General features: G+C 73.7%; 18 protein-coding genes. 5 read left to right on the top strand and 13 right to left on the bottom strand.

The genetic code is table 11. The features are described 5' to 3' along the window. Positions 1-9 precede the first annotated feature (9 nt). The gene (locus tag ACFZB9_RS18850) at positions 10-1,629 is read right to left on the bottom strand and encodes a glycoside hydrolase family 10 protein (protein WP_391448463.1); all 1,620 of its coding nucleotides are present in this window, start codon (positions 1,627-1,629) and stop codon (positions 10-12) included. Positions 1,630-1,703: 74 nt separating this feature from the next. Further along, a complete protein-coding gene (locus ACFZB9_RS18845) occupies positions 1,704-2,687 on the bottom strand; it encodes a hypothetical protein (RefSeq protein WP_391448461.1) in 984 nt (327 codons plus the stop codon). Between the two features lie 289 nt (positions 2,688-2,976). Between ACFZB9_RS18845 and ACFZB9_RS18840 the strand changes: the two genes are divergently transcribed. Continuing rightward, on the top strand, positions 2,977-5,979 hold the full coding sequence (locus tag ACFZB9_RS18840) for a CARDB domain-containing protein (protein ID WP_391448460.1): 3,003 nt from the start codon (positions 2,977-2,979) through the stop codon (positions 5,977-5,979). Between the two features lie 81 nt (positions 5,980-6,060). Here ACFZB9_RS18840 and ACFZB9_RS18835 read toward each other — a convergent pair whose 3' ends face one another. The 5 genes from ACFZB9_RS18835 to ACFZB9_RS18815 form a co-directional block, all read right to left on the bottom strand. Continuing rightward, positions 6,061-6,657 (bottom strand): TetR/AcrR family transcriptional regulator, encoded by a 597-nt coding sequence (locus ACFZB9_RS18835; protein WP_391448458.1) that lies wholly within the window; start codon positions 6,655-6,657, stop codon positions 6,061-6,063. Between the two features lie 105 nt (positions 6,658-6,762). Then, positions 6,763-7,410 carry a response regulator gene (locus tag ACFZB9_RS18830; protein WP_391448456.1) on the bottom strand — a complete coding sequence of 216 codons (648 nt, stop codon included), beginning with the start codon at positions 7,408-7,410 and terminating at the stop codon, positions 6,763-6,765. A gap of 88 nt (positions 7,411-7,498) precedes the next feature. Beyond that, complete coding sequence (locus ACFZB9_RS18825) at positions 7,499-9,550, bottom strand: SpoIIE family protein phosphatase (protein ID WP_391448455.1); 2,052 nt, start codon at positions 9,548-9,550, stop codon at positions 7,499-7,501. 167 nt (positions 9,551-9,717) lie between these two features. Then, on the bottom strand, positions 9,718-10,245 hold the full coding sequence (locus ACFZB9_RS18820; protein WP_391448454.1) for a universal stress protein: 528 nt from the start codon (positions 10,243-10,245) through the stop codon (positions 9,718-9,720). A 50-nt stretch (positions 10,246-10,295) separates the two neighbouring features. After that, a complete protein-coding gene (locus tag ACFZB9_RS18815) occupies positions 10,296-10,841 on the bottom strand; it encodes a universal stress protein (protein WP_391448453.1) in 546 nt (181 codons plus the stop codon). A gap of 465 nt (positions 10,842-11,306) precedes the next feature. Between ACFZB9_RS18815 and ACFZB9_RS18810 the strand changes: the two genes are divergently transcribed. Further along, the gene (locus tag ACFZB9_RS18810; protein WP_391448451.1) at positions 11,307-11,807 is read left to right on the top strand and encodes a universal stress protein; all 501 of its coding nucleotides are present in this window, start codon (positions 11,307-11,309) and stop codon (positions 11,805-11,807) included. Further along, a complete protein-coding gene (locus ACFZB9_RS18805) occupies positions 11,804-12,268 on the top strand; it encodes a universal stress protein (RefSeq protein WP_391448450.1) in 465 nt (154 codons plus the stop codon). Before ACFZB9_RS18810 ends, ACFZB9_RS18805 begins: the two co-directional genes overlap by 4 nt. A gap of 7 nt (positions 12,269-12,275) precedes the next feature. On the opposite strand, the gene ACFZB9_RS18800 is transcribed toward ACFZB9_RS18805, so the two are convergent. The 4 genes from ACFZB9_RS18800 to ACFZB9_RS18785 all read right to left on the bottom strand — a co-directional run bounded on the left by ACFZB9_RS18800 (position 12,276) and on the right by ACFZB9_RS18785 (position 14,735). Further along, positions 12,276-12,461, bottom strand: a complete 186-nt coding sequence (locus ACFZB9_RS18800; RefSeq protein ID WP_391448449.1) for a hypothetical protein — start codon at positions 12,459-12,461, stop codon at positions 12,276-12,278. An 87-nt stretch (positions 12,462-12,548) separates the two neighbouring features. Next, entirely contained in the window at positions 12,549-13,025 is a 477-nt protein-coding gene (locus ACFZB9_RS18795) for an SPW repeat protein (RefSeq protein WP_391448448.1), read from the bottom strand. A gap of 110 nt (positions 13,026-13,135) precedes the next feature. After that, the gene (locus ACFZB9_RS18790) at positions 13,136-13,432 is read right to left on the bottom strand and encodes a hypothetical protein (protein WP_391448446.1); all 297 of its coding nucleotides are present in this window, start codon (positions 13,430-13,432) and stop codon (positions 13,136-13,138) included. A gap of 19 nt (positions 13,433-13,451) precedes the next feature. Continuing rightward, positions 13,452-14,735: an MFS transporter gene (locus tag ACFZB9_RS18785; RefSeq protein ID WP_391448444.1), complete on the bottom strand. Its 1,284-nt coding sequence runs from the start codon at positions 14,733-14,735 to the stop codon at positions 13,452-13,454. A gap of 327 nt (positions 14,736-15,062) precedes the next feature. Here ACFZB9_RS18785 and ACFZB9_RS18780 point away from each other — a divergent pair, with 327 nt between their 5' ends. Then, the gene (locus tag ACFZB9_RS18780; protein WP_391448442.1) at positions 15,063-16,526 is read left to right on the top strand and encodes an MFS transporter; all 1,464 of its coding nucleotides are present in this window, start codon (positions 15,063-15,065) and stop codon (positions 16,524-16,526) included. Between the two features lie 64 nt (positions 16,527-16,590). Here ACFZB9_RS18780 and ACFZB9_RS18775 read toward each other — a convergent pair whose 3' ends face one another. Together ACFZB9_RS18775 and ACFZB9_RS18770 are read right to left on the bottom strand one after the other, a co-directional pair. Further along, positions 16,591-17,370, bottom strand: coding sequence for a hypothetical protein (locus tag ACFZB9_RS18775; protein ID WP_391448441.1), 780 nt, complete (start codon positions 17,368-17,370; stop codon positions 16,591-16,593). A 512-nt stretch (positions 17,371-17,882) separates the two neighbouring features. Continuing rightward, complete coding sequence (locus ACFZB9_RS18770; RefSeq protein ID WP_391448439.1) at positions 17,883-18,335, bottom strand: hypothetical protein; 453 nt, start codon at positions 18,333-18,335, stop codon at positions 17,883-17,885. Positions 18,336-18,572: 237 nt separating this feature from the next. Here ACFZB9_RS18770 and ACFZB9_RS18765 point away from each other — a divergent pair, with 237 nt between their 5' ends. Next, positions 18,573-19,673, top strand: a complete 1,101-nt coding sequence (locus ACFZB9_RS18765; protein ID WP_391448437.1) for a hypothetical protein — start codon at positions 18,573-18,575, stop codon at positions 19,671-19,673. The last annotated feature ends 12 nt before the right edge of the window (positions 19,674-19,685 follow it).

The raw sequence follows: 19,685 nt of genomic DNA, 5'->3' as shown, positions 1-19,685 counted from the left end.
GGCGCCGACTCAGCCGGCGGGCAGCCACAGGGGTGCGCTGGTCGGGCTTTCGCGTCCGGCGCGGTCGACGGCGGTGGCCGCGTACCAGGCGCCCGGGGTTCCGGGCGGTGGCCGGTGGCGGTCGGTGGTGAGGGCCGGCAGCAGGGCCGTCAGGCGGGCGGGGTCGGCGGGCGGGGTGGCTCCGGGGTCGCTGTCGTAGCGGTAGAGGGCGTACTGGAACGGCTGGGGGGTGCGCCCGGTCCCGGGGCACGGTGCGATCCGCAGCCCGTGCAGGCCGGCGGTGGGCCACAGCAGGGGCGGCCCGGGCGGGGTGGCGTGCGCGAGGCGGGGGAGCAGCGGGTTGAGGGCCGGGCGTGCCCAGTGGTCGGCGGCCAGCCTCCTGATCGCGCCGATCCGGTCGATCTGGACGCTGCGGGCGCTGAAGAAGATGTCGCCGCCGATGGCGGGCAGGGTGGCGTTGAGGGCGAGGTGCCGGGAGAGCTCGGCGGGGTCCTGCCAGGCGGCGGGACGTTCGGGCGCGCCGGGGCGGGAGGCGGACTGGCCGATCCACAGCTGCGTGTCGGTGCCGGCGGTCTGCGCGGCCCACCAGGGTGCGAGAGCCGCGTAGTCGGCGAGGGCGTAACCGAGGTACCAGTAGAGCTGGGGCGCGATGTAGTCGACCCAGCCCTTGCGCACCCAGCCGCGGGTGTCGCAGTACTGCTGGTCGTAGCTCTGCAGGGCGGCGGTGGCGGAGCCGCGCGGGTCGGACGTCTTGTTGCGCCAGACGCCGAAGGGGCTGATGCCGTAGATCACCTCGGGGCGGGCGGCCCGCACCAGGTCGCGGGTCTGCTGGACCATCAGGTCGATGTTGTTGCGGCGCCAGGTGGCCCGCCGGGTGAAGCCCTTTCCGTGGGCGGCGAACGCCGCGGCGTCGGGGAAGTCGTGCCGGCCGGGATACGGGTAGAAGTAGTCGTCGAAGTGGACGCCGTCGATGTCGTAGCGGACCACGGCGTCCATGATCGCCCGCTGGACGAACTCACGGACGGCGGGGATGCCGGGGTTGTAGTAGATCTCGCCGTTGTAGACGACCGCCCAGTCGGGGTTGCGGCGGGCTGGGTGGCCGGGGACCAGCTCGGCCCGGTCCGGTTGGATCGCGACCCGGAACGGGTTGAACCACGCGTGGAACAGGAGCCCGCGCTCATGGGTGGCCCGGACCATGAAACCCAGTGGATCCCAGCCCGGGTCCTGGCCCTGAGTGCCCGTCAGCCACTGCGACCACGGCTCGAACGGTGAGGGCCACAGCGCGTCCGCGGTCGGACGGACCTGCACGAACACCGCGTTGAACCCGATCGCGCGGGCCTCGTCGAGCAGGGCGAGGTAGTCGGCCCGGAGCTGCTCCGCGCTCAGCCCGCGATGCCGTGGCCAGTCGATGTTGTCCAGGGAGGAGATCCACAGCCCCCGCAGCTGGCGCTTCACGGCGCCGCCGGCGTCGGGCTGCTGCCCGAGGGCTCCGGCGAGGCGGATCGCCGCGGCAGCGGGGCGCGTGGTGACGGCGGTGGTGACGGCCGTGGTGAGCGCTGCTCCCAGCCCGGCCAGCACGGCCCGGCGAGCGGTGGGGCGACCGGTGGGGCGACGGTGCGGCAGGTCCACGCGGGTGCTCCTCACTGGAGGGGACGGGAGGGTGAGGAGCACCCGCGTGGGTGCCCTGATCAGGTGGTCCCCGATCAGGTGGTCTTGGTGCGCTGGTCGCGCTGCTGGCGCCAGGCGGCCATGCCGCCGTAGATGCGCATCCGGGCGCGGGCCACCGCGCCGATCGGGCGGTGGACCTGGAGGGCGTGGGCGATGCTGAAGGTGAGTTCCTCGGCGAGCTGGTTGCGCTCGGCGGTCCGGAACTCCTGCTGGGAGATCGTGACGGTGGCGACCTTCACGAGCGGTGCCTTCTCCTCGCTCCATCGGACAGCGATGTCCTCGACGGGCATGGTGTCGGGGTCGGTGCGGACCTGGACCATGAAGTCGAAGGTGGCCTCGGTCTGGGAGAGGTGCTCCTGGAGGTGGTCGCTGAGGTAGTAGTCGTCGTGCTTCTCGCGCTTGGGACTGGTGTAGGTCGAGGTGGGCAGGAGGACGTACTTGACGACCTGGTCGGGGCCCAGCAGGGAGGCGGTGTTGCTCCAGTAGGGGATGTCGGCGGGGGAGGTGGGGGTGATGACCGCCTTGGCCAGGCCCGCGACGACGTGTGGGTGGGTGGGGAGCATCTTGGCGGCGAACTTGGCCTGGCCGAGGGTGATGACGCCGTGGAACAGCTTGACCGTGCCGAGGGGGATGGCCGGGGTGTTGAGCAGGATGAAGTCCTGGGTGGTGGGCTCGTCGCTCTCGGGGATGCGCTCGCCGGGCACGTCGTGCAGCTTGATGGCCGCCCCGCGCAGGTCCTTCACGCCGTCGGACTGCGGCTTGCCGTTGCCACTGGAGAAGCGCAGCCAGCCCTCGTAGCTGCGCGGCTGGGCGAAGACGCCGATGGCGAGCGCGGGCGGCAGGTCGGGTTCGACGGCGAAGGTGATCTTCACCAGTCCGGTGTGCTTGGCGTGGGCGGCGCGACCCGTGGCACCCGGCGGGAAGTCGTGCTCCTGCTGGTGGTGCATGGCCTCGATCATCTCGGCCACGAGTTGGTCCTCGTTCGGCTCAAGTGTCTCGTACGGGGTGAGCGTGCTCATGGGTGTCCTTGCGGGGGAGAGGTGTGGGGGCTGCGCGGCCGGGCCGGCCGGTAGGTGTGCCGCCCGCCTAGCGATACCAGGCTGGGGGACGCGGAGTTGGGGGCGCCACGCGAAGGGGTCCGCCATGCAGCCGGGTGGCCCATCCGCGGTTCCGACGGGGTGGGACCGCTTGGACCACCGGGCGGGCCGACCCCCAGGCGACTACGTATGGTGCTCATAAAGTCACAATTCGTGAGCGGTGCTCTGGCGTGCGGCCGCGGCCGTGTCGCTCGACTGAAACGGAGACGGCATGGCACAGCGCAGACGCCACCGGTCCCGCGGCGGCTTCGCCGCGGTGATCGGGCTGGCGCTCATCGGCATGACGGCGGGCTGGGGAGGAGGTGCGGCACTGGCCCTCCCCGCGCGGGGTGCGGTCGCTGCCAGGACCGCCGTGGCCCTGTCCGCGGACGGTGCGCAGACGAAGTCCGGGACCCGGGCCCTGACCTGCCAGCCGGTGCCGCTCTGGGCCAACAGCGGCGGTGGCAACGACCACCTCTTCGAGTACAGCCCGACCGGTACGCAGCTGGCCAGCGTGCCGTTGGCGCGCGACTACGGGGACATCGCCTGGAGTGCCGACGGCACCACGCTGTACGGGGTGACCTGGCAGGCCAGCCCGCCGGTGCTGTACACGATCAACCCGACCACCGGCGCGGAGACGGCCTCGGTGGTGATCACCGGTCCGGCCGCAGCCGTCGGATCCGCCTTCAACGCGCTGAGCGCCCGGCCTGACGGCAGCCTGCTGATCGGGTCGTTCCTCTCGAACGAGATCTGGACGGTCAACCCGACCACCGGGGTGAGCACGCTGTTCGGTGCCTCCTACCCCGCCACACTCGTCTCCTCGGGCGACTTCGTCACCCTGCCCGACGGCGACATCCTCGGGGCCGCGTTCGACTCGTTCTTCCAGAACCCGACCTCCTACTTCCGCATCCACCCGGACAACACGATCACCGAGATCGGCAGCGTGCCGGGCTCCACGTACGGTCTGGCCCAGTCGGGCGGCAACGTCTACGTCTTCCGCGCGAACGGCACCATCGAGACGTTGAACTCGATCCCGACCGCCTCCTCGACCGCGACAATCCCCACCACCGTCGTCGCCAACACGGGGAACTCCTTCTACGGCGCCTCCGCCACGCAGGACAGCGGGAACTGCAACCTGCCGGCCGGCACCTCCTACACCGTGGCGAAGTCGGTCTCCCCGACCGGCCCGGTGAACCAGGGGGCGGTCCTCACCTACACCGAGACCGTCACCAACACCGGCACCAACCCCGCCACCGCCGCGGGCTTCAGTGACGACCTGTCGGCCGTGTTGACCGACGGCACGATCGTGCCCGGCTCCGTCACCGCCAGCTCCGGAACCGCCGGCGTGAGTGGGAACACCCTGACCTGGTCGGGCACGCTCACCGCACCGCCCGCCGCCGGGTCCACCGTGACGGTGACCTACCAGGTGCGGGTCAACAACCCCGACACCGGCAACTTCACGCTGACCAACGACGTCGCTCCCACCATCGCCGGCGGCACCTGCGCGACCACCACTGGCTGCACCACCACCGTGCTGGTCACCGCCCCCGCCCCCGCGATCACCAAGAAGGCCGCCGAAGCCTCGTTCGTCGCGGGCCAGACGATCCACTACACCTACACCGTGACGAACAACGCCCCGGTGCCGCTGACGAACGTCGCGGTCACCGACACCGGCCCCGGCACGCCGGCCGTCACCTGCCCGGAGGCCACCCTCGCGCCCGGCGCCTCCGAGGACTGCGCCGCCACCTACACCGCGACCGCCGCCGACGCCACGGCCGGGAAGATCGTCGACACCGCGAACCTCACCGGCACCATCGCGGGCCAGAGCGTGACCGCCACCAGCAACCAGGTCACCGTCCCGCTGCGCGCCCTGACCATCACCAAGTCGGCCGTCCAGCCGAACTTCCAGGCCCCGGGCGAGACGATCAACTACACGTACACGGTCACCAACACCGGCCAGATCCCGCTGACCAACGTCACGGTGACCGACCTGACGCCCGGCGTCACCGTCTCGGGCTGCGGCACCAACCAGCTCGCGCCCGGCCAGTCCACCACCTGCCAGGCCACCTACACCACCACCGCGGCCGACGTCACGGCCAAGAGCATCCCCGACCAGGGCCAGGCCACCGGTACCGACACCGGCGGCCAGACGGTCACGACCACCAGCAACAAGGTCGTCACGCCCCTGGTGGCCATCGCGGTGACCAAGAAGGCCGCCCAGGACCAGTTCACCGCCGCCGGACAGACCATCAGCTACACCTACACGGTGACCAACAACGGCGCCCAGCCGCTGACCGGCATCACCGTGGTGGACAACGGCCCCGGCACCCCGACCGTCAGCTGCCCGGCCGGTCCGCTCGCCCCCGGCGCCTCGGTCGACTGCACCGCGACCTACACCACCACCGACGCCGACGTGGCCGCCGGCAAGGTGGTGGACACCGCGCAGGTGACCGGCACCACCCCGAACGGCCAGAACCTGACCTCCACCAGCAACACGGTGACGGTGCCGTACGCCGGCCTGAAGATCGTCAAGGCCGTCCAGGAGACCGCCTACTCCGCCGCCGGACAGGCCCTGCACTACACCTTCACCGTCACCAACACCGGTAACCTGCCGCTGAGTTCACTCGCCGTCACGGATGCGGCGCCGGGCAGCCCGGCCGTCACGTGCCCGGTCACCACCCTGGCGCCGGGTGCCTCCACCACCTGCACCGCCACCTACACCACCACCGCGGCCGACGTCACGGCCGGGAAGATCACCGACACCGCCACCGCCGCCGGCACCACCCCCGACGGCACCGGTGTCACCGCCACCAGCAACACCCTCACCGTCGTGGCCTGCACCCCCTGCGAGGACCACGACCACGGCGGCTGCCCCGGACAGCCCGGTGACGGCGACGGCCACCACCCCGGCGGGGATCACGGCCGGCCTCCCGGTGACGGGGACGGAAAGCACCCCGCCCCCGGCCCGGCGACCGAGCCCGGTGGCCACCATGAGAGCGGTCACGGGCACGAGCCCGGCGCCGTGCCGGCCGTCCAGCCCGTCGCCCAGCTCGGCAGCGGTCCCGGGGTGCCCGAGGCGCCCCACGCCTCGGACCACGGCCACGGCGGCGCCCTTGCCACCACCGGCGCCCAGGTGATCGCCGCCGGCACCGCCGCGGTCGCGCTCCTGGCGCTGGGCTCGCTCATCGTCCGGTCCACCAGGGCCCGCAGGCGTCCGGGCGGCGGGCAGCGTTAGGCCCGTGTCGCTCAGCTGAAGGGCGGGCCCCTGGCCCGTGTGCGGCCCGCGAACCCACGGTTCGCGGGCCGCACGCCTGGGTCAGGGTGCCCCGGCTCCCGTGCGGGCCCCGGACGGGCACTGGTCGAGGACGGTGGCCACCGCCGCGAGCAGCGCGCTGCGCGCGGCCCGGGGCGTGGCGAAGCGGCTGTGGTTCATCGCGCCGTGGCGCAGGATCAGCAGGGTGTCGGCCGCGCCCTCGGCGTCCGGGTGGCCGGCGGCGGTGAGCAGCTCCACGAGCTGGGCGCGGAACCAGTCCATGTGCTCCTGGATCGCCTGGCTGACCGGGTGCCCCGGGTCCGGGTAGTCGGCGGCGGCGTTGATGAACGGGCAGCCGCGGAAGCCCGGTTCGCAGAACTGCTCCGCGATCCCCTCGAACAGGGCCGCCACGGCCTCCCGCGGCGGGCGCGCCGCCACCGCCGCCGCGGCGGCCTCGCGGAAGAGCCGGTCGTGCTCGCGCACATAGGCGAGCACCACCTCGTCCTTGGAGGGGAAGTGCCGGTAGAAGGTCGCATTCGCCACCGCCGACTCGCGGATCAGCTGGTCGATGCCCACGCCCCGCACTCCCTGGGCGTAGAAGAGCCTCATCGCCGCGGCCAGGATCCGCTCGCGCGGTGCTCCGGGAACGTTCGTCGTCATGACTCGACGCTAGCAGAAGTATCGTTCTACCTTCGTGGAGAGATCGATACTTCTATCGGGATGGCGGACCACTCCGCCGACTGTTCACCCCCCAGGCCCTGCTGGTCACTCCAGCAGGCCGCGCCGCATCGCCTCCGCCACCGCGGCGGCCCGGTCGGAGACGCCGAGCTTCTCGTAGAGCCGCTGGGTGTGCGTCTTGACCGTGCTCGCGCCCAGGTACAGCTCGGCGGCGAGCTGCGGGATGCTCTGACCCTGGGCGAAGCCGCGCAGCACCTGGCGTTCGCGTTCGGTGAGCACCACCGTCTCGCGGTCGGCGCGGATACGGATCTCGTCGACCAGGCCGCCGGTCAGGTCCTCGGCCACCACCTGCTTGCCGCGGGCCACCTTGAGCACGGCCTCGACGATCTCGGAGCGCTTGGCGTCCTTCGCCAGGTAGCCGCTGGCGCCCTCCTCCAGCGCCCGGAACACCACGGCGCTGTCGGTGGTGGCCGACAGCAGCAGGGTGCGGGTGGGGAGTTTGTCGCGGACGACCGCGTGGATGACGGCGATACCGTCGAGTTCGGGGATCCGGTAGTCGATCAGGGCCACGTCCGGGCGCAGTTCACGGATCGCCGCGAGCGCCGCCTGCCCGTCGCCCACCTCGGCCAGCACGGTGATCTGCCCGCTCAGTTGCAGGCCGCGGGCGATGCCCTCGCGGTAGACCGGGTGGTCGTCGGCCACCACCACCGTCACCTGGGTAGGGGGAGTGGACACCCTGACACCGCCTTCCGCCTCGTGGCATCCGTGGCCTTCACGATAGGCAGGTTCACGGCCACCCCGCTTCCCGGCGGGGTGGCCGCCTCTAGCCGCCCGGTGGGTCCCACCGGGCGGCCAGCAGGCTGGCGTCGTCGAGGTGCCCGGTCAGCCGCGAGGCCCGCAGCAGGGCCGCCGCCAGCACCTCGGGATCGCTGTGCCGGTGCGCGCCGACCGTCTCGCAGGCCAGCGCCAGCCCCGCGTCCAGATCGATCTGCGGTCCTTCCACCAGCCCGTCGGTGAGCAGCACCAGGCAGCACACCGTGGCGAGCGAGTGCTGCACGGTGGGGTAGTCGGCGCTGGGCAGGACGCCCAGGGGCGGCCCCGGCGGTGGGGCGAGCAGGCGGGTGGCGCCGTCCGTGTGGCCGAGGATGCCCGGCACGTGGCCGGCGGTGGCCGCGCTCAGCATGTTGCGGGCGGGGTCGATCACCAGGTAGGTGCAGGTGGCGAAGTAGCTGCCGCCCAGCGCGCAGAGCAGTTCGTTGGTGGCGGCCAGCACCTGCCCCGGGCTCGGCTCGGTCTGCGCGTAGGCGCGCAGGGCGGTGCGGACCGGGCCCATGGTCGCGGCCGCCTGCACGTCGTGGCCCTCGACGTCGCCGATGCTCAGGCCGTAGCGGCCGTCGGGCAGCAGGAAGGCGTCGTACCAGTCGCCGCCGACCGCGATGCCGTCGCCGGCGGGCGTGTAGCGCGCGGCCAGCCGCAGCCCGGGCAGCTGGGGCAACTCCTCGGGCATCAGGACGTGCTGCACGGCCTGCGCGAGGTCGATCCGCTGCTGCACCAGGGCCGAGCGCTCCAGCGCCTGGCCGGTCAGGCCGGCCAGCGCCAGCAGCAGGGTGCGCTCCTCGGGCCGGAAGCTGTGCTGTTCGGCGTAGCCCAGGATCAGCGCGCCCGGCAGCCGGTCGCCGCGCCACAGCGGCAGCATCGCCCAGGACCGGGCGGCGGTCACGGCCAGCAGGTCGTAGGGGTCGCCCTCGCTCAGCGCCCGGAACTCCTCGTGCGAGCGGACGAAGTACGGCACGCCGTTGCGGATCACCTGGGAGGCCGGCACGGCCGAGTCCACCGGGAGCCCGTCCATCGCCTCGCCCGCCCGCGCTCCGGCGCCGGAGGTGGCCAGTGGCCGCAGCAGCCCGTTCTCCGGGATCAGCACCAGGGCGCCGATCGCCCCGAGCCCCTGGTGGAAGCGGTCGGTGACGGCCGAGGCGACGTCGCCCGCGGTGGAGGCCGACAGCAGCGCGGTGGCCACCTCCTCGATCTGCGCCGAGCGCTCCGCCTCGGCCGCCAGCCGCTCCTCCAGGGCGCTGCGACGGGTCGTCTCGTCGGTGATGTCCCGGGTGACGCCGATCAGCCAGCGGTGCGGCGGCCGGCCCAGCTGGTGGACCCGGGCGTCGACCCGCATCCAGCGGCGGCGCCCGGCGTCGTCCGTCATCGCGAACCGGGTCCCGAAGACACCGTCACCGTCCAGGGCCGCCCGGGCGAAGGTGGGCGCGATCGTGTCCTGGTGCTCGGGCGCGAACGCCGCCAGTAACTGGTCGCGGATGTGGGAGCGCTGCGATCGCAGGCCGAAGAGCTCGTCCGAACCGGCGAACCAGCGGTCCTCCCCGGTGGCCAGGTCGATGCTCCAGGCGGCCATCGAGGCGATCTCCAGCGCCAGGCGCAGCTGCAGCCGCCGCTCGGCGACCTCCTCGGTCACCTCGTCCACCTCGGCCACGCACAGGCCCGGCGTGGCGGTGGCCCGAACGTTGAGCAGCAGCGTCCGTCCGCCGGCGGCACCGGTCGGCACGGCGAGCAGTCGACCGGCCACGGCGCCCCGGCCCTGGCTGCGGGCGTGCTCCACGGTGGCGCGCGCCGCGTCGCGTACGGCGGCGGGCAGGCGCTCGGTCCACACGAAGCCGTCCGGGGTGTCGGGGCCCGGCCCGAGCAGCGCGGCCCACTGCTGGTTCGCGGCGCGTTCGCGTCCGGTCGCGTCGAGCACCGCGAGGCCGGTGGGGGCGGACTCGAAGGCCAGCGCCGCCAACGCGGCGCGGGCCGGACCGGTCGGCTGCTCGCCGCGTTGTGCGGCGGCGCCTTCGGCGTGGGCCGGCTCTTCCGGCGTCCGGCTCATCGGGTACCTCTCGACGGGCGAGTCGGGGGGTGGGGCGACGGTGTTCTCGGTGCTGCGCCGGTCGTGGCGGTGAGCGGTGTCCTTCCGCCAGGCTGGCACACGGTCGCGCCCCGGCTCGGGCCGGAGGACGGACGGCTGCGCCATTCGGTGGACACGGGGCCCACAGGTCAGCTGCGCGCGTGCTGCTCCGTCGCCAGGTCCTGAGCCAGCTCCTGGGTCGGGTCCTGGGGCGGCGCCAGGCTCGGGTCCTGGGGTGGCACCAGCAGGACCGGGCCGGTGCAGTGCCGCACGCAGTAGCGGCTCACCGAGCCCTTCAGCAGCCGGTGCACCGGTCCGTGCGGGCAGCCGCCCAGCACCAGCAGCACGTCCTCCCCCCGGGCCGCGCTGACCAGCAGCGGGGCGACCGACCCGAGCGCTGCGGTGGGTGTGCAGGACAGGTCGTCCGGCAGGCCGCCGACGGCGCGGTCGCAGCACGCCATCAGCTTCCGGTAGGCCTGGTCGTGCAGCTGCCTGGCCATCGGGCCCTCCGGCGGCCACCGCCGGTCGACGTAGTCGCCCTGGACGGAGGAGTAGATGATGACCGGCTCGAACTCGGCGTGGTGGCGGCGGGCCTCCTCGGCGGCCTGCCGCAGCGCGGGCAGGCAGTCCTTCGAACCGTCGACGCCGACGACAACGCGGGTGATGGTGCTGCTCATTGCTCTTCCACTTCCGTTCGGTCGGGGTTTCTCGCGGGCCGGGCCCGGGCCTACCGAAGCCTCATGGGCACCGGCAGCTCGCGAATGGAGCTGCGTGTCGCGGTACGGTCGCTGCCCGGGGCCGGCGTGGCGTGCTCATCCGGAGTCACCACCAGCACCGGGCACTTGGCGTGCTTGAGGCAGTGCCGGCGGGCCGAACGGTGGCGCAGGTGGTAGCCGCGGCGGTGGCCGCCGACGCCCACCACGAGCATGTCGGTGGGCCGTCGCGAGCAGGCGACCAGGGCCGGTCCCGGCTGGGCCCGCAGCACCCGGGGGCAGATGTCCAGGCTCTCCGGGATCTGCGCGAGGACGGTGTCGCAGGCGGCCGCGAGACGCTCCTCGGCCTCCTGCTCCGAGCGCCGGCACACGTCCGCGAAGGCCGGGAACGGGCTCGGCTGCGAGGAGGGCAGCACCTCGCCGCCCGGCAGCTCCCAGGCCAGGACCGGACAGAGCACGGCGCGGTGGCGGATCGCCTCGTAGGCGGCCTGCTTCAGTGCGGCCAGGCTGCCCTGGGAGCCGTCCACCCCGACCACCACGCGCTTCACGAGTACCGACATCCTGCTCTCCCAACCTAGAGGTCCTGCCATCGACGGGCCCCGGGACTGTCGTCGTCCGCGGGGTCACTCACCACGCTAGGAGCCGCGAGGGCCGGGGTCTGTCCGACGATCGGCCGATCCGCCAGGGGAGGTGGGGTCCGCTGAGTCCGCTCCGGATCGGGTCGACGCCTGCCCGGGATCGGGCGCCCGCACGCGGTTGCCGAGCGGGCCGTGCAGCGGGCCGCGCACCGGGGTGAACTGCCCGTGGTGCCGGTGGCGTCGGCCTTCCGCCCACAGATGCCCTTCGCTGTCCTGCTGCCCGTCCGCCCGCCGGCCTCCACCGCCCGGCCCACCGGTCGGGGGACCTGGGAGCAGACCCGGCCCTCCTAGCGTTGGCCGTGTCCGCTCGTCAGCGCCGAGTGCCGGTGGAGTCCGGCCCGGCCGCGTCCGAGCGGATGCCGACAGCGAAGAAGGAAGGTGGCAGCCATGTCCAGGACGGTGCGACAGGTGATCGTCGGAGTCGACGGATCGGCCGGGAGCCTGGCGGCCCTGCGCCTAGGAGCGCAGGAGGCCGAGCGGCACGGCGTGCCGCTGCGGCCGGTGCTGGCCCTGGTGCCGCCCGGCGGCGAGGCCGCCGAGGCGCGCTGGCCCTCGCCGCCGGAGTACCGGCGGATCTGGACCGAGGCGGCCGGCAGCACGCTGGCCGAGGCCTGCGCCCAGGCCGTCGGCGAGCGCGGCGACGGCCTGGCGGTCGAGCCGGAGGTGGTCCGGGGCAGCCCGGGCCCGGTCCTGGTCGACTGTGCGGCCGACAGTGCCGACCTGCTGGTACTGGGGGAGGGCGGCCACGGCCTGCGGCCGCACCGGCACTCGGTCGGCCGGTACTGCCTGAAGCACGCGCACTGCCCGGTCCTGCTCGTCCACCCCACGGACACCGACGTCGCGGTGCCACCGGGGCAGGGTCGGCCGGCGGAAGGGCGGCGGCGATGACCGCCGAGACCGCGTGCGCCGTCGACTGCTCCCAGGAACGCCGGATCGTGGTCGGCGTGGACGGTTCGCCGCCCTCGCGCCGTGCGCTGCGCTGGGCGCTGGACCAGGCGCGGTTGACCGGGGCCGTCCTGGAGGCGGTGACCTGCTGGATCTACCCGACGATGTACGGGGTGGTCACGCTTCGACCGGAGTCCCGTTGCGACCGGGAGGCGGGGCGGACACTGGCCCGGGCCGTCGCGGAGGTGGCCGGGGACCGGCCGCCGGTCGTGGTCCGGCAGAGCGTGCTGCTGGGCCACGCCGCCGAGGAGCTGCTGGCCCGGGCCCACGGCGCCGACCTGCTGGTCCTGGGCGGCAGCCGGGGCCGGCACGCTTTCGCCGGTGCGCCGGCGGGGCCGGTGGGCCGGTACTGCCTGAATCACGCCCGCTGCCCCGTGGTTGTGGTTCCCGCACCCGGGAGCTGATGACCGGTCAGTGACCCGTTCCGACGAGGCGGACCTGGTACGCGTCACGCGTACCGGGTCCGCTCGCGTGCGGCGGGCCGGCCGCTCGCGGGTCGGCCGGGGCCGGCTCGGTGGCGCGCAGGGCGGTGATCGCCCAGATGCCCACCAGCGCGCGGCCCAACGCCCCCAGTACCCCGGTCTCGGGGAGGACCACTGCGGTGCGGGCGGTCGTGGCGGGGCGGCGTGACGGGGCCCGGGCCGTCTGCTGGCAGACGGCCCGGGCCCACGGTCGCGGTGCGGATCAACCCCGGCGGGCGGCGCGGCCGCCGCCGGAGCCCGGCTCGCCCGCGCCGCGCACCATGCGGGTCGCGATCAGGGCGAGCACGCAGGTCAGGGCGCCGACGATCACGTTGTTCCAGATCATGCCGGCCGAGGCGTGGTGGCCCGCCGTGGCGATCCACGGGGAGACGATCAGCCAGAGGCCGGCCGGTGCCGTGGCCCAGGTCAGACCGAGCATCCGGGCGGGTGCCACGGTCAGCCCGATCCCGAGAGCGGCGACCCCGAGGCCGACGATCAGGTTGCAGGCGGTCAGCTCGGGGCTGGTGGCGTTGAAGTGCACCACCCACGCCGAGATCGCCAGGTAGAGGCCGGTCAGGAAGACCAGCCCGTCGACAGCTACTCCCTGCGGCCCGTCCAGCATGCGCGCGTACCGGGCCCGCATCTCCGACACGTCGGGGTGGGTGGAGAGGTCACTCGTGTGGTGTGAGACGTCGGCCATGCGACTCGCCTCCTTCGGTTCTGTACATCGGAGTTGATGGCCAGTGGGCGGTCCTGGACCGTCCCGCGGCGGCGGACCCGGGTGCAGCATGTCCACCGCCACGACCGACCCTAGGACGCCGCACCCGGGGCCCGGATCGGCCGATCGGCCGATCGACCGGGGGAGGACGGCACCCAGGGCCTCAGGTCGCCGCCGCGTGCGGTGGCCCGGCGGCCCCCTACGAGCGGGTGCAGATCCACGGCCGGGCGGTTCGATTCGTGCAGGGCCGGCAGGCCGTCCATCACCTGGCCGGCCGCCACCCCGGCGCCCGCGCCGGCCGGCGCCCGCAGCCTGCCGTGCTCGGGGACCAGGACCACCGCGCCGATCGCGTCCACGCCCATCGGCAGCCGCGGTCCGCGCCGGGCCACCAGAGGCTGGGGGAGGACGTCATCCGTGGTGCGCTCCTTCGTTTCGGCCGGGTCGGCAGCTGACGCGCTGCTCGGCGTGGGTCGCGCCCGCGCGTCGCGGCGGGTCGTCCTCCGCCCGCTGGTTGTGGCGCAGGGTGCGTTGGCCGGCCAGCACCGTCAGCAGCGCGGACAACGCGCAGCCGATGGGCACCACGAAGGCGTGGCCGGCACCCAGGTGGACCACGGCCCAGCCGCCCACCACGGAGCCGGCGGCCAGGCCGATGCTCAGGCCGGAGAGCAGCAGGGTGAGCCCCTCGTTGCGTCGGGAGGCCGGCACCAGCCGCTGCACCAGCAGGTTCGCCGTGATCATGGTGGGCGAGATGCACGCCCCGGTCAGCAGCAGCACGGCTGCCAGGGTGAGCAGGCTGTGCACGAACACCAGCGGCACCGTGCTCAGGGTGAGCACCGCGAAGCCCGTCAGCAGCCGCACCGGCAGCGCGGACCGGGGATGCAGGGCGCCCACCACCAGACCGGCCAGGCAGCTGGTGACGCCGTAGCAGGCCAGTGCGTAGGAGGCCGCGGCCGGGTGCCCGCGTTCGGTGGCGAAGGCCACCGTGATCACCTCGGTCGAGCTGAAGATGCTCCCGAAGGTGATGAAGGAGAGCACCAGCACCTGTAGGCCGTGGTTGCGGGCCACCGATCCCGCCCGTCCTTCCGTCGTGGGCCGGGCCACGGGCTCGGGCTCGGTGCGGCGCTGGGCGGTGACGGCCCAGACGCCGACCAGGGCGAAGAGCATCGCGCAGAGCAGGCCCGCTTCGGGGAAGACGAGCGTGGCGAGGGTCAGGGCGCAGATCGGGCCGGCGATGAAGGTGAGTTCGTCGGAGACCGACTCGACGGAGAAGGCGGTGTGCAGTCTCGGGTCGCCCCGGTAGAGCGCGGTCCAGCGGGACCGGATCATCCCGGCGACATCGGGCATCGTGCCGGCCACGGCCACGCAGGGAAAGGCCGTCCAGGCCGGTGCGCCCGACCAGTTGCACCCGGCCAGGACGGCGAGGGCGGTCAGCGCGAGGGCGAGGGCGGGCCGGGCGGCCCGGCGCTGTCCGTGCCGGTCGGCCTGCCGGGAGACCAGCGGTGCCAGCAGCGCGCAGGCGAGGGAGTAGGTGGCGCACTCGGCGCTGGCCAGGGCGTAGTCGCCGGTGCGCTGGGTGACCATGGCGAGGATGGCGATGCCGGTCATCGCGCGTGGCGCCCGAGCGATCAGGCCCGCGGCGACCAGCGGCTTGGTGCCGGGGTGGGTGAACAGGTCGCGGTAGGGGCGGAACACGGGCACTCCAGACGCGGGCTGGTGGCGGTGGGGGCTGCCCGGAGGGCCGACGGCACCGGCGCAGGGCCGGGCGGCGCGCCTCGGGTGCCCACAACGGGCAGCGCACGGGCGGCAGTTCGGTCAAGCCTGGCACCCGGAGTGCCCCGCGCGGGTCGGCGGAACGGCCCGCTGGGCGGCTGATCCCCGCACCACCGATCGGGGGACGGCCGGGTTGCTCGGGGTCCGTCCCGGTGCCGCCTTCCGGCCCTGGTGCGGTGGCGCGTACACTTGTGTCATCAGTTGATGTCATCATCTGCTGACATCGTTTGATGACAGAGGAGGAGCGCCATGGAAACGCGTCTCGCACACGCCACGCCGCGCGAGCGGGCACTGGTGCCGGTGCTCGTGTTCCTGGGCATGGTGGTCGCGGTGATCAGCAGCCTGGGCGCACCGCTGGTTCCGCGCATCGCCCAGGCCGACAAGGTGTCGCTGGCCGACGCCCAGTGGTCGCTGACCATCGTGATGCTGGTCGGAGCGGTCGCCACGCCCACCGTCGGACGGCTGGGCGACGGGCCCCGGCGCCGTGCGGTGATGCTGGGCTCGGCCGCCGTCGTCCTGGTCGGCAGCCTGCTGGCGGCCCTCCCGCTCGGCTTCCCCTTCCTCCTGGTGGGGCGGGCGCTCCAGGGCGCCGGGCTGGGCCTGGTCCCGCTGGCCATCGCCACCGCGCGGGACAGCCTGCCCGCGGAGCGTTCGCGCCCCGCTGTGGCGATGCTCTCGATCACCACGGTGGCCGGGGTCGGCCTCGGCTACCCGCTGACCGGACTGATCACGCAGCTCTTCGGCATCCACGGCGGCTTCTGGTTCGGTGCGGTCATCAGCGCCGTCGCCCTGGTCGTCGCCGCGATCGTCCTGCCGCACTCCGGACACTTGCCCGCACGGCGGCTGGACACCCTGGGCGCGCTGCTCCTGGGCGCGGCCCTGGCCGCACTGCTGCTGGCCCTCAGCGAGGGGCAGTCCTGGGGCTGGGCGTCGGCCCGCCTGCTCGGGCTGCTGGCGGTCGCGCTGGTGCTGCTGGCCGTGTGGAGCACGCACGAGCTGCGCACCGCCCACCCGCTGGTCGACCTGCGGACGCTGCGCAACCGGACGGTGCTGACCGCCAACGTGACCGGCCTGATCGCGGGCGTCGGTATGTACCTGCTGATGTCGCTGGTCACCCGCTTCGCGCAGACGCCGACCGGCGCCGGCTACGGCTTCGGCGCCTCGGTGGTCGTCACGGGCCTGGTCCTGCTGCCCTTCTCGGTCACCAGCGTCGCCGCCAGCAAGCTGGCACCGGTCCTGGCCCGGCACACCTCCATGCGGTTCGTGCTGCCCGTCGGCTGCGTGGTCTCCCTCGCGTCGTTGGCGGCCTTCGGCTTCGCCCGTAGCGGCCTGTGGGAACTGTTCCTCGCCATGGGGATCGCCGGACTCGGCGTCGGCTGCACCTTCGCCGTGATGCCCGCACTGATCGTCGGCTCGGTCCCCGCGCAGGAGACCGGCAGTGCCATCAGCTTCAACCAGGTGCTGCGTTACGTCGGTTACGCGATCGGCAGCGCGCTGAGCGCCGTGGTGCTCCAGGCCCACACCGCCGCCGGGCACGCGCTGCCCTCCGACGCCGGCTACACCATGGCCGCCCTGCTGGGCTGCGCGGTGTTCGTGCTGGCCACCGTGGTGACCGTCGTGCTGCCCCGCCGTGGCGGCACCGGCGACCCCGCCACGGCGGCACCCGCGCCGTCCACCAGCCGACCCACCGGCGCCGGGCTGAAGCACCGGTGACCGACGCCACGCCCGGGGCAGCGGTTGACGCCGCACCGGGCGTGACGGTCGGGCCGGCGCGTTTCTACTGCTTGGTGGAGGTCTCCGCCGGCGGCGTCGCGACAGGTGCGTCGCCGGGCTGCGGGGTGGTGTCGTGCGGGCCGGCGGACCCGGCGTGGCCGGAGGGTTCGTCCTGGTGCAGGTTGGGCCCGTGGACCAGCTGGGCGTTCGCGGCGCCGCAGGAGGCCTTCTCGGCGGCGGTCATGGGGCGGCTCTTGATGACGACCGCGTTGCTGACGCCCTCGGTGCCGTTCGGGGCGGGGCTGGTGATCGTGTCCTTCCAGAACCAGTAGTAGTGGCCCCAGTGCGGGTTGTCGTAGTGGGTCTGCCACTTGCCCGAGACCTGCTGCATGACCTGCGCGCGCGAGATCCAGCCCACCTCGCCCGGCTGGACGGTCATGCCCAGGGAGCCGCTGTCGGTGTGGGAGGTGGTCCAGGTGTGCCCGTACTTGGCCGTCACGCTCGCCTCGACGATGCCCGCGATCTTGCCGCCGACGGTGACGGACACGTCCAGGGAGTCGGAGGAGCCGACGCTGTCGGACCACCCCAGGCCCTGGGTGGCGGGTGAGGCGCTGCAGTTGTAGAGGGTGTCGGAGACCTGGCGGTAGTCGCCGAGATAGGCGCTGTTGACGACCGGGTCGTTGAAGGTGCACTTTCCGGTGCCGCTGGCGCAGTCCGCCATCAGCTGGTCGACGGTGGGCCCGCTGTCCGCGGCGGCGGGCAGCGTGGCGAGGGACACGGCCGCGGTGGCGGCCACGCCCAGGGCGACCATCCGCGCGCCGAACCTGATCGGCTTGTTCGTCATGTGGTACCTCCGTGGATGCCCCCGCCTTCAGCAGGGGTGGGGGTTGCGCCGGTTGCCACGCCCTGTCCCGGGCGGCGGGTGCGCGGTGCTGTTCACTCTGGAACCGGCGGCGGACCGGACGTATCCACCGATCGGTGGACCGGCCGGTGGAACGCGGGCCGCCGATCGGTGGACGCCCGGACCCGCGCACCCGACCCGCGCGCCCTGGACGCGGTGCGGTGCGGTGCGGTCGTCGTCGCGGACGCGGCGGTGGCGGTGACCGGCAGGGTCGGGGGATGGCCGCCAGGCCGGCGTCGCGGTACTCGAATTGACGGACCGTCAGACACTGGCGGGCGCAGGATGATCCGCGGTTCGGTCAGCGCGACGAACGCGGCCACCCGGGCCGCAGTGGTCGGGCGGCTCGGGTGGCTCGGGGCCGGGGCTGGGATCGGGATCGGGGGCCCGCCGGCGTCGGAGCGTCGGGCGGGCAGGCGTGCGCGGTCCTGTCGAGGACGACGTCGGTGGGACGGTGGCTACCGGGCGCAGTGCCAGCCCCGCACGCCGTACGGGACGGCGAGGTGGCAGCCCGCGCGGTGCTGGTGGTGCGGCGCGGCGGCTGCCGCGGGCGCGGCGGTGACCGGGAGCAGCGTGCCGCCCTGGCTGTTGCCGCAGACGAGGACCACGTGGTAGTCGCTGGGGCCGAAGTCGACGCGCAGCGTGCCGCGGATGTGCTGCGGGTCGCGGTCGGTGATCTTCACGTTTCCGGCGTTGGAGGTGAGTGACTTCAGCGTCGCTCCGGGGCCCTTGGCACAGGCGCCCAGGACGGTGACGGTCTGTCCCGGGTGGGCCGTGCGCGGTTGGACCGAGACCTTGGCCACGCCGCTGGGCGCGCCTTTGGCCGCGCAGGCCGAGGCCGCGGCGGGGGTCAGGGCGAGAGCGCCGCACAGGGCGATCGCCGAGCAGGCCGCGACGGTGTTGATACGCATGGGAATCGACGTCCTCTGCTCGATATCGGCTCCACGGACCGGATCGGACCGTGTGGGGGCGCTACCCGGGTCGCCGGAAGGGACGGCCGCTGAGTCGCCGTCACAAGCCTCCCGCCGCGCCGGTCGGTCGGGGGTCGGCCGGTCGGGGGACCGGACGGCTGATTCGGGCGCGGAACTCTCCGGGTTGAATCCCATCGGGCTATCAGGTCCGGTCCGGTGGACGCCGACGTGATGGTCATGCGATTCCACACGCGGGCCCGTCGGGCCATCGGGCTGCAAGTGGCCCTGATCACCGCCGCCGCACTGCCGATGGCCGCGGGAGCCCGGGCGGCCGTACCCACCGCACCCGGTGCCTCCACCGTCTCCGTCGCGCCTGCCGTCGCCCCCGGCGAGGTCCGGGTGGCCGCGCTGCGCCAGGACCCGCGGCAGCTGTCCGACTTCTGGACTCCCGAACGGATGCGCGGTGCCAGGCACCTCACCGCCGAGCCCCGTTCGCCGCGGCTCCGGTCGGTGGGTACGGCCGGGCAGGCGCTCCGGCGGGGCGAGCCGACGCTGGTGCAGCCCGCCGTCCCGGCCGCTGCGCCGGTGACCGGCCCGGCCCCCACGTCGAGCGGCCGGCGGGACTTTCCGGACGGTGGCAGCCCGTGGCACGGGCACGGGCTGGTGAACCAGACCCTGGGCACGGTCTTCCTGACCTCACCCGCCGTCATCGGCGCGGTGGCGTGCGACGGCGTAGCGGTGCAGAGCCACAACAAGAGCGTCGTGCTCACCAAGGGTTCCTGCACCGACCTGATCGACTCGTCGATCACCAGCTGGGTCTTCGCGCCCGGTTACCACGACGGCTGCGCGCCCTTCGGCCTGTGGATGGCGACCCAGCTCTTCGCGCTGCCCGAGTGGCACCGGGACGTGGACGAGAACTACGACGTCGGCGCGGCCACCGTGGTCAGCATCCCGCCGGGCCGTGCGCTGGTGGACACGGTCGGCGGCCAGGGCGTGGCGTTCAACCAGGTGATCCACCCGCACCCGAACGTCTACCTCTTCGGGTACTGGTCGCAGAAGCCCGAGGCGCTCTACTACTGCAGCGGCCGCTCGGTCGACGACCCCAACACGCCGCCTGCCCCGCACCTGCCGCAGGCGCTGTACTGCCCGGGGGCGGTCGGCAAGGTGTGGGGCAGTCCGTGGTTCCTCGGCTTCGACGAGGAGACCGGGGTCGGGATCGTCAACTCGATCGGCATCGGCAACTTCGACAAGCTCGACTACCAGCTCGCCCCCTACTTCGGCGACCGCATCCAGGACCTCTACAACCAGGCCCAGGACGCCCCGGTCGCCGGGGAGTGACAGCGTCCCCCC

The organism is Kitasatospora sp. NPDC008050 (assembly GCF_042957465.1).
Lineage (GTDB): Bacteria > Actinomycetota > Actinomycetes > Streptomycetales > Streptomycetaceae > Kitasatospora.
Note: the sequence above shows the minus strand (reverse complement) of the source record. Positions and strands in the feature narration are given on the sequence as shown.

What these genes read in the sequence shown, in the direction of transcription:
- ACFZB9_RS18845 (WP_391448461.1), bottom strand. Translation starts at nt 2,687, where the DNA reads ATGAGCACGCTCACCCCGTACGAGACACTTGAGCCGAACGAGGACCAA.
- ACFZB9_RS18780 (WP_391448442.1), top strand. Translation starts at nt 15,063, where the DNA reads ATGGAAACGCGTCTCGCACACGCCACGCCGCGCGAGCGGGCACTGGTG.
- ACFZB9_RS18840 (WP_391448460.1), top strand. Translation starts at nt 2,977, where the DNA reads ATGGCACAGCGCAGACGCCACCGGTCCCGCGGCGGCTTCGCCGCGGTG.
- ACFZB9_RS18810 (WP_391448451.1), top strand. Translation starts at nt 11,307, where the DNA reads ATGTCCAGGACGGTGCGACAGGTGATCGTCGGAGTCGACGGATCGGCC.
- ACFZB9_RS18805 (WP_391448450.1), top strand. Translation starts at nt 11,804, where the DNA reads ATGACCGCCGAGACCGCGTGCGCCGTCGACTGCTCCCAGGAACGCCGG.
- ACFZB9_RS18815 (WP_391448453.1), bottom strand. Translation starts at nt 10,841, where the DNA reads ATGTCGGTACTCGTGAAGCGCGTGGTGGTCGGGGTGGACGGCTCCCAG.
- ACFZB9_RS18820 (WP_391448454.1), bottom strand. Translation starts at nt 10,245, where the DNA reads ATGAGCAGCACCATCACCCGCGTTGTCGTCGGCGTCGACGGTTCGAAG.
- ACFZB9_RS18775 (WP_391448441.1), bottom strand. Translation starts at nt 17,370, where the DNA reads ATGACGAACAAGCCGATCAGGTTCGGCGCGCGGATGGTCGCCCTGGGC.
- ACFZB9_RS18765 (WP_391448437.1), top strand. Translation starts at nt 18,573, where the DNA reads ATGCGATTCCACACGCGGGCCCGTCGGGCCATCGGGCTGCAAGTGGCC.
- ACFZB9_RS18825 (WP_391448455.1), bottom strand. Translation starts at nt 9,550, where the DNA reads ATGAGCCGGACGCCGGAAGAGCCGGCCCACGCCGAAGGCGCCGCCGCA.
- ACFZB9_RS18795 (WP_391448448.1), bottom strand. Translation starts at nt 13,025, where the DNA reads ATGGCCGACGTCTCACACCACACGAGTGACCTCTCCACCCACCCCGAC.
- ACFZB9_RS18835 (WP_391448458.1), bottom strand. Translation starts at nt 6,657, where the DNA reads ATGACGACGAACGTTCCCGGAGCACCGCGCGAGCGGATCCTGGCCGCG.
- ACFZB9_RS18770 (WP_391448439.1), bottom strand. Translation starts at nt 18,335, where the DNA reads ATGCGTATCAACACCGTCGCGGCCTGCTCGGCGATCGCCCTGTGCGGC.